The 9,842-nt window shown below is 60.7% G+C and carries 6 protein-coding genes; all 6 read left to right on the top strand.

Features of this window, described 5'->3' with window-relative positions; all coding sequences use genetic code 11:
- Nucleotides 1–266 precede the first annotated feature (266 nt).
- The 6 genes from PMI23_RS18695 (at nucleotide 267) to cobA (ending at nucleotide 9,832) form a co-directional block, all read left to right on the top strand.
- Nucleotides 267–1,478, top strand: coding sequence for a nitrate/nitrite transporter (locus PMI23_RS18695; RefSeq protein WP_007916391.1), 1,212 nt, complete (start codon nucleotides 267–269; stop codon nucleotides 1,476–1,478).
- A gap of 7 nt (nucleotides 1,479–1,485) precedes the next feature.
- Nucleotides 1,486–3,156 carry a bifunctional protein-serine/threonine kinase/phosphatase gene (locus PMI23_RS18690; protein WP_007916392.1) on the top strand — a complete coding sequence of 557 codons (1,671 nt, stop codon included), beginning with the start codon at nucleotides 1,486–1,488 and terminating at the stop codon, nucleotides 3,154–3,156.
- A 413-nt stretch (nucleotides 3,157–3,569) separates the two neighbouring features.
- Entirely contained in the window at nucleotides 3,570–6,023 is a 2,454-nt protein-coding gene (nirB, locus tag PMI23_RS18685; RefSeq protein ID WP_007916393.1) for a nitrite reductase large subunit NirB, read from the top strand.
- Entirely contained in the window at nucleotides 6,020–6,337 is a 318-nt protein-coding gene (gene nirD / locus PMI23_RS18680) for a nitrite reductase small subunit NirD (protein ID WP_007916394.1), read from the top strand. Before nirB ends, nirD begins: the two co-directional genes overlap by 4 nt.
- Nucleotides 6,337–9,051, top strand: coding sequence for a nitrate reductase (locus PMI23_RS18675; protein ID WP_007916396.1), 2,715 nt, complete (start codon nucleotides 6,337–6,339; stop codon nucleotides 9,049–9,051). The genes nirD and PMI23_RS18675 overlap by 1 nt, the downstream gene beginning before the upstream one ends.
- Nucleotides 9,052–9,064: 13 nt before the next feature.
- On the top strand, nucleotides 9,065–9,832 hold the full coding sequence (gene cobA, locus PMI23_RS18670) for a uroporphyrinogen-III C-methyltransferase (protein ID WP_007916397.1): 768 nt from the start codon (nucleotides 9,065–9,067) through the stop codon (nucleotides 9,830–9,832).
- Nucleotides 9,833–9,842 lie beyond the last annotated feature (10 nt).

Here is a 9,842-nt window from a genome sequence, read left to right as displayed (position 1 = left end):
TCCGACGTTTCGGGAGGGCTAGGGTGAGGGGCTTTTGATTTTCCGCCTGTTGGCACAAATCTCGCTAAGTAAAACGCACAGGTAACCAACGGCGGTTGCCCCACCCACGACAAAGACGTCGCTCACCCGTTCGCCCCAACCGGCGCATCAGGTAGCGGCGTTTTTGCGTTTTGGCCCCACAGCCCGGGGTCGGTGGTGCGGCCGTGGCGGCGCCCCACCTGCTGTTGCATGACTCCTTTCGAGACTCTTTTCAGCTGAGGTGCGCGATGAATTCAAGCTTCTGGAAATCCGGCCACACCCCGACCCTGTTCGCGGCCTTCCTCTATTTCGACCTGAGTTTCATGGTCTGGTACCTGCTCGGCCCGCTGGCGGTGCAGATTGCCGCCGACCTGCACCTGACCACACAACAACGTGGCCTCGTCGTCGCCACGCCGATCCTCGCTGGCGCGGTGCTGCGCTTTGTGATGGGCATGCTCGCCGATCGGCTGTCGCCGAAAACCGCCGGGCTGATCGGCCAGGTCATCGTGATCTGCGCACTGTTCGGCGCCTGGAAACTCGGCATCCACAGTTATGAACAGGCGCTGATACTCGGCCTGTTCCTCGGCATGGCTGGCGCATCGTTTGCCGTCGCTCTGCCACTGGCGTCGCAGTGGTACCCGCCGCAGCATCAGGGCAAAGCCATGGGCATCGCCGGTGCGGGCAACTCGGGCACCGTGTTTGCCGCACTGCTCGCTCCGGTACTGGCGGCTGCGTTCGGCTGGAGCAATGTCTTCGGCTTCGCGTTGATTCCGTTGATCCTGACGTTGGTATTGTTCGCCTGGCTGGCAAAAAACGCCCCTGAGCGGCCGAAAGCCAAAGCCATGGCTGACTACTTCAAAGCCTTGGGCGACCGCGATAGCTGGTGGTTCATGTTTTTCTACAGCGTGACCTTCGGCGGCTTCATCGGTCTGGCCAGCGCCCTGCCCGGCTATTTCAACGATCAATACGGTCTGAGTCCGGTGACGGCCGGTTACTACACCGCCGCCTGCGTGTTCGGCGGCAGTTTGATGCGACCGCTGGGTGGCGCACTGGCTGATCGCTTTGGCGGTATCCGCACACTGCTGGCGATGTACACCGTCGCCGCCGTCTGCATCGCCGCGGTCGGTTTCAACCTGCCGAGTTCCTACGCGGCGCTGGCACTTTTCGTCTGCACCATGCTCGGTTTAGGGGCAGGCAACGGTGCGGTGTTCCAACTGGTGCCGCAGCGTTTTCGCTTGGAGATCGGCGTCATGACCGGGCTGATCGGCATGGCCGGCGGCATCGGCGGTTTCGCCTTGGCCGCCGGCATGGGTGCGATCAAACAGAGCACCGGCAGCTATCAACTGGCCCTGTGGTTGTTCGCCAGCCTCGGCGTGTTGGCGTGGTTTGGCCTGCACGGCGTCAAGCGTCGCTGGAGAACCACCTGGGGTTCGGCAGCCGTAACGGCGGCGCGGGTCTGAGGCGTCGATGGCCCTGCAACTGAGTTTTGCCGAAGCCAGCGCTACTGGCCCGCGTGCGGAGAATCAGGACGCTTTGCGCTTGGTCACGCCCGCTCCGGCGCTGGCGGCGAGCAAGGGTTATCTGTTCGCTATCGCTGATGGCGTCAGCCAGTGTGCCGATGGCGGACTGGCTGCGCGTTCGACCTTGCAGGCGCTGGCGCTCGACTACTACGCCACACCGGAAACCTGGAGCGTGGCGCAGGCACTGGACCGACTGCTGCTCGCGCAAAATCGCTGGTTGCAGGCCAATGGCGGTGGCCAACCCTTGCTCACCACCGTCAGCGCGGTGGTCATGCGCGGTCGGCGTTTTACCCTCGCCCACGTCGGCGATTGCCGGGTGTATCGCTGGCACGACGATAGTTTGCAGCGGATCTCAGAGGATCATGTCTGGGAGCAGCCGGGCATGCAGCATGTGCTCAAGCGTGCATTGGGGCTGGATCAGCATCTGGTGCTGGATTTCCTCGACGGTGAACTGCGTGACGGTGAAAGCTTTGTGCTGCTCAGTGACGGAGTCTGGTCGACGCTGGGCGATACCGCGATTGCCGCGATTCTGCGTGATCAACCGGATCTGCAAAGCGCCGCGCAGACGCTGGTCAATGCCGCGCATCTGGCGGGGAGTCAGGACAATGCCAGCGCATTGCTGGTGCGCGTCGATGCGCTGGGTGAAGCGAATATCGGCGATGCATTGATTCATTTGCAGCAATGGCCCCTGCCGCCGCCGCTGAAACCTGGCCAATCCTTCGAAGGCTGGCAGGTGCAGGGGATTGTCGCTCAGAGTCAGCAATCGCTGCTGTATCGGGTTGTCGATGGACAAGGCCAGGCATGGCTGTTGAAAACCCTGCCGTCGCGCTCCAGCGATGATCCTCGCGCCGGGCAAGCGCTGCTGTCCGAGGAATGGTTCCTGAAACGCGTGGCCGGCCGGCACTTTCCTGAAGTCCATGCCTGCCAGCAGCGTCAACATTTGTACTACGTGATGCGCGAATATTCCGGGACAACGCTGGCTCAGCTGTTTCAGCAGTCCGGCCCATTGCCGCTGGCGCAATGGCAGGATATCGCCGAGCGCCTGCTGCGCGCGGTGGGGCTTTTGCATCGGCGGCAGATTCTGCACCGGGACATCAAACCGGAAAACCTGCATTGGGGTGACGACGGCGAGTTACGCCTGCTGGATTTTGGCTTGGCGTATTGCCCGGGCTTGTCCGAAGACGCGCCGTCAACGCTGCCCGGAACCCCAAGTTACATCGCCCCGGAAGCGTTTCGCGGTGATCCGCCGAGTGCGCAGCAGGATTTGTATGCAGTCGGCGTGACCCTGTATTTCCTGCTTACCGGGCATTTTCCTTATGGCGAGATTGAAGCGTTTCAACGGCCGCGATTTGGTCTGCCGGTGATTGCCAGTCGCTATCGGCCTGATCTGCCGGAATGGTTGGCGCAGAGTCTGCAGCGTGGCGTGGCGGCGGATCCGCAACAACGGTTTGAAACGGCTGAAGAGTGGTTGTTGGTGCTGGAACAGGGCGAGCGGCAGAGTTTGAGTGTGCGGCCTCGACCGTTATTGGAGCGGGAGCCGCTGAAGGTCTGGCGGACGATGGCATTGCTGGCGTTGCTCGGGAATCTGGTGCTTCTGGTTTTGTTGTTTCATCACTGACACCGCGTCGCGGCCATCGCGAGCAGGCTCACTCCTACAATTCGAAACGCGTTCCACTGTAGGAGTGAGCCTGCTCGCGATGACGTCAGCCCAATCACCACAAATCCATCTACCTGAGCGCCCCACGAACGAGCAACCCGCCTCGATTCAGTGCAAAAAATCACCCTCAGAACCTGCCAAACCCCAATAAACCCGCCACTGTTCCCACTTGGCACAACCACTGCATTAGCCCACTCAGCACACACATAAAGCCCAACCTTCAACGACGAAGGCTGCGCTTCCCGAGAGAACGGGACCAGGACAAAGGCGTCCTCGCTAGGCAACTAGCGGGACGCCTTTTTTTGTTTGCGCAAAATTTGTCGAGCAAGGCCTGACTGCCCACAAGAGGCCAGCCGCAGCTCCCGGAGAACCTGATGAAAAAACTCAAACTGGTGATGATCGGCAATGGCATGGCCGGGGTCCGCACCCTCGAAGAATTGCTCAAGCTGAGCAACGAGCTGTACGACATCACCGTCTTCGGCGCCGAACCACACACCAACTACAATCGCATCCTGCTCTCGCCGGTGCTGGCCGGTGAGCAGACCTTCGAGGAGATCGTGCTCAACGACCTCGACTGGTACCTGGAAAACAACATCAAGTTGTTGCTCAACCGCAAAGTGGTGGAGATTGACCGGGTCAAACGCCGGGTGATCGCCGAGGACGGCACCGAAGCCGAATACGATCGCCTGCTGATCGCCACTGGCTCGACACCGTTCATCTTGCCGATCACCGGCAATACCCTGCACGGCGTGATCGGCTATCGCGACATTGCCGACACCCAGGCGATGATCGACACCGCGAAAACCCACAAACACGCGGTGGTCATCGGCGGTGGCCTGCTCGGCCTCGAAGCCGCCAATGGCCTGATGTTGCGCGGCATGCACGTCACCGTGGTGCACATCGGCGAATGGTTGCTGGAACGCCAACTCGACAAAACCAGCGGTCAACTGCTGCAAAGCGCCCTTGAATCCCGTGGCCTGCACTTCCGTCTGTGCGAACAGACTCAGGCCTTGCATGACGCCGGCAATGGCCGGGTCGGCTCGGTGCAATTCAAGAACGGCGACATTATCCCCGCCGATCTGGTGGTGATGGCCGCCGGTATTCGCCCCAACACCGAACTCGCGGAAAAGGCCGGCATCCCGTGCAATCGCGGGATCCTGGTCAACGACACCCTGCAAACTTACGACCCACGCATCTACGCCATCGGCGAGTGCGCCAGCCACCGTGGCATTGCCTACGGTCTGGTCGCGCCACTGTTCGAGCAGGCCAAGGTTTGCGCCAACCACCTCGCACAACTGGGCTTCGCCCGTTATCAGGGTTCGGTGACCTCGACCAAACTCAAAGTCACCGGCATCGACCTGTTTTCCGCTGGCGACTTCATGGGTGGCGAAGGAACGGAAACCATCACCCTCTCCGACCCGATCGGCGGCGTGTACAAAAAACTGGTGATCAAGGATGACGTGCTGGTCGGCGCCTGTCTGTACGGCGATACGGCAGATGGCGGTTGGTATTTCCGCCAGATTCGTGAGAATCACGCCATCGGCGAGATCCGCGATCACCTGATGTTTGGCGAAAACGCTTTGGGCGACGTAGGACATCAGGGTCAGGACAAAGCCATGGTCATGGCCGACACCGCCGAAGTCTGCGGTTGCAACGGCGTGTGCAAAGGCACCATCGTCAAAGCCATTCAGGAACACGGCCTGTTCAGCGTCGATGAGGTGAAGAAACACACCAAAGCGGCCAGCTCCTGCGGCTCCTGCGCCGGACTGGTCGAGCAGATCCTGATCAACACCGTCGGCGGCGCAGCGGATGTCAAACCGAAAAGCGAAAAAGCCATCTGCGGTTGCAGCGACCTCAACCACGGACAGATCCGCCAAGCCATTCGCGAGCAGCATCTGCTGACCATCGCTGGCACCATGAGCTACCTCAACTGGCGCACGCCGAACGGTTGCGCAACGTGCCGCCCGGCCCTCAACTATTACCTGATTTCCACCTGGCCCGGCGAAGCCAAGGACGATCCGCAATCGCGCCTGATCAACGAACGTGCACACGCCAACATCCAGAAGGACGGCACTTACTCGGTGGTACCACGCATGTGGGGCGGCGTGACCAATCCTTCGGAACTGCGGCGGATTGCCGATGTGGCTGACAAGTATCAGGTGCCGATGGTCAAGGTCACCGGCGGCCAGCGCATCGATTTGCTCGGCATCAAGAAGCAGGATCTGCCGGGCGTGTGGAAAGACCTCGACATGCCGTCCGGCCACGCCTACGGCAAATCCATCCGCACGGTGAAAACCTGCGTCGGCAGTGAGTTCTGCCGCTTCGGCACGCAAAACTCGACACAACTGGGCATCGAGCTTGAGCACGACCTGTTCAACATGTGGTCACCGCATAAAGTGAAACTGGCTGTCTCCGGATGCCCACGCAACTGCTCGGAAGCGGGGATCAAAGACGTAGGAATCATCGGCGTCGACTCCGGTTGGGAGATGTACATCGGCGGTAACGGCGGGATCAAAACCGAAGTCGCCGAATTCTTCGTCAAGCTGAAAACCGCCGAAGAAGTGCGCGAATACAACGGTGCCTTCTTGCAGCTGTATCGCGAAGAAGCCTTCTACCTCGAGCGCACCGTGCACTACCTGCAACGGGTCGGCATGGAACACATCAAGAAAGCCGTGCTGGAAGACCCGGAGCGCCGCAAAGCGCTGAACGAACGCCTGCAATTCTCCCTGTCGTTCGAACAGGATCCGTGGAAAGAACGTCTGGCGCAGCCGCAACTGAAGAAAGAATTCGACGTAATTTCAGTGAAAAACCTGGAGGTGCCGGCATGAACTGGCTGGATATCTGTGCCCTCGACGAGATCAATGCTCTCGGTTCGCGAATCATTGCCGGGCCGAAAGGTGACATTGCGATTTTTCGTACGAGCGACGACGAAGTTTTCGCCCTCGACGACCGCTGCCCACACAAGGGTGGGCCGTTGTCACAAGGTTTGATCTACGGAAAACGCGTGGCCTGTCCGCTGCACAATTGGCAGATCGACCTGCAATCCGGCGAGGCGCAGGCGCCGGACATCGGTTGCGCGCACCATCACCCAGCGCGAGTCGAAAACGGTCGTGTGCAACTGGCTCTGCGGGACGCCATCTGATGAACCGCCAGACGACCGCCTCGACCTGCTGTTATTGCGGGGTCGGCTGCGGCGTGCTGATCGAGCATGGCGGCGAGCGCATCCTCGGCGTCAGCGGCGATCCGGCGCACCCGGCCAACTTCGGCAAACTGTGCAGCAAAGGCTCGACCCTGCACCTGACCGGCGACCTCGCGGCCCGCGCGCTGTACCCGGAACTGCGTTTGGGCAAAGGCCTGGCGCGCAGCCGCACGGATTGGGACACTGCGCTGGAACATGCCGCCAACGTGTTCGCCGAAACCATCGCCGAACACGGCCCGGACAGCGTCGCGTTCTATATCTCCGGACAGTTGCTGACCGAGGACTACTACGCCTTCAACAAACTGGCGCGGGCGTTGGTTGGCACCAACAACATCGACAGCAATTCACGCCTGTGCATGTCTTCAGCCGTGGTCGGCTACAAGCGCAGCCTCGGCGCCGACGCCCCGCCGTGCAGCTATGAGGACCTGGAGCTCAGCGATTGCGTGATGATCGTCGGCAGTAACATGGCCTACGCCCATCCAGTACTTTTCCGTCGGCTGGAGGAAGCAAAATCCCGCCGCCCGCAGATGAAAGTCATCGTCATTGATCCACGACGCACCGACACCTGCGACCTCGCCGATCTGCACCTGGCGATTCTGCCCGGTACCGATGTCGCTTTATTCCATGGGATTTTGCACCTGCTGTTGTGGGAAGACTGGATTGATCGCGACTTCGTCAAGGCGCACACCGATGGCCTCGCCGAATTGAAGAATCTGGTGCGCGATTACACCCCGCAAATGGTTTCACAGTTATGCGGCATCAGCGTCGAGCAACTGCAGCAATGCGCCGAATGGGTTGGCACTTCGCCGAGTTTTCTGTCGTTGTGGTGCATGGGTTTGAACCAGTCCACGGCCGGTAGCGCAAAAAACAGCGCGTTGATCAATCTGCACTTGGCCACCGGGCAAATCGGTCGTCCGGGTGCAGGACCTTTCTCCCTCACCGGTCAGCCGAATGCCATGGGCGGGCGCGAAACCGGTAGTTTGTCGAATCTGTTGCCGGGCCATCGAGACGCGGCCAACCCTGAACACCGCGCTGAAGTGGCGGCTTATTGGGGCGTTGATCGGTTGCCGGAAAGCACTGGTCTCAGCGCCATCGAACTGTTCGAGCAAGTGCGCAGCGGCAAGATCAAGGCGTTGTGGATTGCCTGCACCAACCCTGCGCAATCGATGCCGGATCAGAGTGCGGTGCGCGCGGCGCTGGAAGCTTGCCCGTTTGTGGTTCTGCAAGAAGCCTTTCGCACGACTGAAACCGCAGCATTCGCCGATCTGCTGCTGCCCGCCGCCAGTTGGGGCGAGAAAGAAGGTTCGGTGACCAATTCCGAGCGACGCATTTCCCACGTGCGCAAAGCCATTCTCCCACCGGGTGAGGCGCGGCCGGATTGGGCGATTACGGTAGATTTCGCGCAGCGTCTGGAGAAACGTCTGCGCCCCTCTGCATCGAGCCTGTTTACTTTCACCCAACCTGCACAACTGTTCGATGAGTTCAAAGGGCTGACGCGTGGGCGGGATCTGGATATGTCCGGGATCAGTCACGCGCTGATCGACGAGATCGGACCGCAGCAATGGCCCTTCCCTGTCGGAGCGCGGCGAGGAACGCCACGACTGTACGAAGACGGGATTTTCCCAACCGCCAACGAGCGCGCGCAATTCATCGCCGACCCGTATCGTGCCGCCAAAGAACAACGCGATGCACGCTTTCCGCTGACGTTGATCACTGGCCGCTTGCGTGATCAATGGCACGGTATGAGCCGCACCGGTACGGCAGCGCAACTGTTCGGGCATGTCAACGAAGCGGTGTTGAGCCTGCATCCAGATGAAATGCGCCGGCATCGTTTGCAGCCGGGCGATCTGGTCAATCTGAAAAGTCGTCGCGGCGCGGTAATTGTTGCGGTCGCTAGTGATGACAGCGTACGTCCGGGACAAGCGTTTCTACCGATGCACTGGGGCGATCGCTTCCTCAAGGGCGGCGTGAACAGCCTGACCCTGCCGGCCTTCGATCCTTTGTCGAAACAACCGGAACTCAAACACAGCGGCGTGCGCCTGGAACCGGTCAATCTGCCGTGGCAGCTTTTCGCACTGATCGAAGGTGATGTTCAACGGCACTTCGAGACGCTACGACCGCTCTGTGAGGCATTTTCCTACGTTAGCCTCAGCCTTGTCGGACGTGAACGATCGGCATTGCTGATACGCGCTGCCAGCAGCGAGGCACCGGATGCGCAATTGCTCAGTGAAATCGACCGATGCCTGTCGCTGATCGACGGCCCGGTTTTGGCCTATGACGATCCGCGCCGGGCCATTGGCAAGCGCGTGCGTATTGAAAACGGCCGAATCACCGCGATTCGCCTGGCCGGCGAAACCCTCGCCCGGCATTGGCTGCAAGGGTTGTGGCTGGAAGGCCGTGCCGACGAACAACTGCGGCGCTGGTTGCTGGCACCGATGAGTGCGCCGCCGGGCAGTGCCGGGGCGCAGATCGCTGCGGATAAGACCCTGTGCAACTGCAACAACGTCAGCCTCAACGCGGTCTGCGCCGGTATTCGCCAAGGGCTGGATCTGCAAGGCTTGAAAAGCAATTTGGGTTGCGGCACGCAATGCGGTTCGTGCGTCCCGGAAATAAAGCGTTTGCTGGCTGCCGAGTTGCAGCCGGTCGCCATCATCTGATGAGGAAAGCAGCATGAATGCAAAAGTCTGGCTGGTAGGCGCCGGCCCCGGCGATCCGGAACTGCTGACCCTCAAAGCGGTGCGCGCTCTGCGCGAGGCCGACGTGGTGCTGATCGATGATCTGGTCAACGAGGCGGTGCTGGAGCACTGCCCTGATGCGCGCATCATTGCCGTGGGTAAACGCGGTGGTTGCCGCTCGACACCGCAAGCGTTCATTCATCGACTGATGCTGCGCTATGCCCGCCACGGCAAGTGTGTGGTGCGGCTCAAGGGTGGCGATCCGTGCATTTTCGGTAGAGGGGGTGAAGAGGCGCATTGGCTGCGTGAGCGTGGCGTCGAGGTGGAGTTGGTCAATGGCATCACCGCCGGGCTGGCCGGGGCGACGCAGTGCGATATTCCGCTGACGTTGCGTGGGGTCGCACGCGGGGTGACGCTGGTGACTGCGCATACTCAGGATGACAGCCAGTTGAACTGGCAGGCACTGGCGCAGGGCGGCACAACGCTGGTGGTTTACATGGGGGTGGCCAAGCTAGGCGAGATTCGCGATCAGTTGCTGGCGGGCGGGATGGCAGCGGATACGCCGGTGGCGATGATCGAGAATGCGTCGTTGCCAGAGCAGCGCGAATGCCGGAGTGATCTGGCGAGCATGAGTGCTGATGCGTTCAGGTTTGGGCTGAAAAGCCCGGCGATTTTGGTAATTGGTGCGGTGGCAGCCATTGTTGAAGAGCAAAAGATCGCAGCCTGCGGCAGCTCCTACAGGACGTATGCAGATTTCATGTAGGAGCTGCCGA

The organism is Pseudomonas sp. GM24 (genome assembly GCF_000282235.1).
In the GTDB taxonomy this organism is placed as follows: domain Bacteria; phylum Pseudomonadota; class Gammaproteobacteria; order Pseudomonadales; family Pseudomonadaceae; genus Aquipseudomonas.
Note: the sequence above shows the minus strand (reverse complement) of the source record. Positions and strands in the feature narration are given on the sequence as shown.

What these genes read in the sequence shown, in the direction of transcription:
- PMI23_RS18695 (WP_007916391.1), top strand. Translation starts at nt 267, where the DNA reads ATGAATTCAAGCTTCTGGAAATCCGGCCACACCCCGACCCTGTTCGCG.
- PMI23_RS18690 (WP_007916392.1), top strand. Translation starts at nt 1,486, where the DNA reads ATGGCCCTGCAACTGAGTTTTGCCGAAGCCAGCGCTACTGGCCCGCGT.
- nirB (WP_007916393.1), top strand. Translation starts at nt 3,570, where the DNA reads ATGAAAAAACTCAAACTGGTGATGATCGGCAATGGCATGGCCGGGGTC.
- nirD (WP_007916394.1), top strand. Translation starts at nt 6,020, where the DNA reads ATGAACTGGCTGGATATCTGTGCCCTCGACGAGATCAATGCTCTCGGT.
- PMI23_RS18675 (WP_007916396.1), top strand. Translation starts at nt 6,337, where the DNA reads ATGAACCGCCAGACGACCGCCTCGACCTGCTGTTATTGCGGGGTCGGC.
- cobA (WP_007916397.1), top strand. Translation starts at nt 9,065, where the DNA reads ATGAATGCAAAAGTCTGGCTGGTAGGCGCCGGCCCCGGCGATCCGGAA.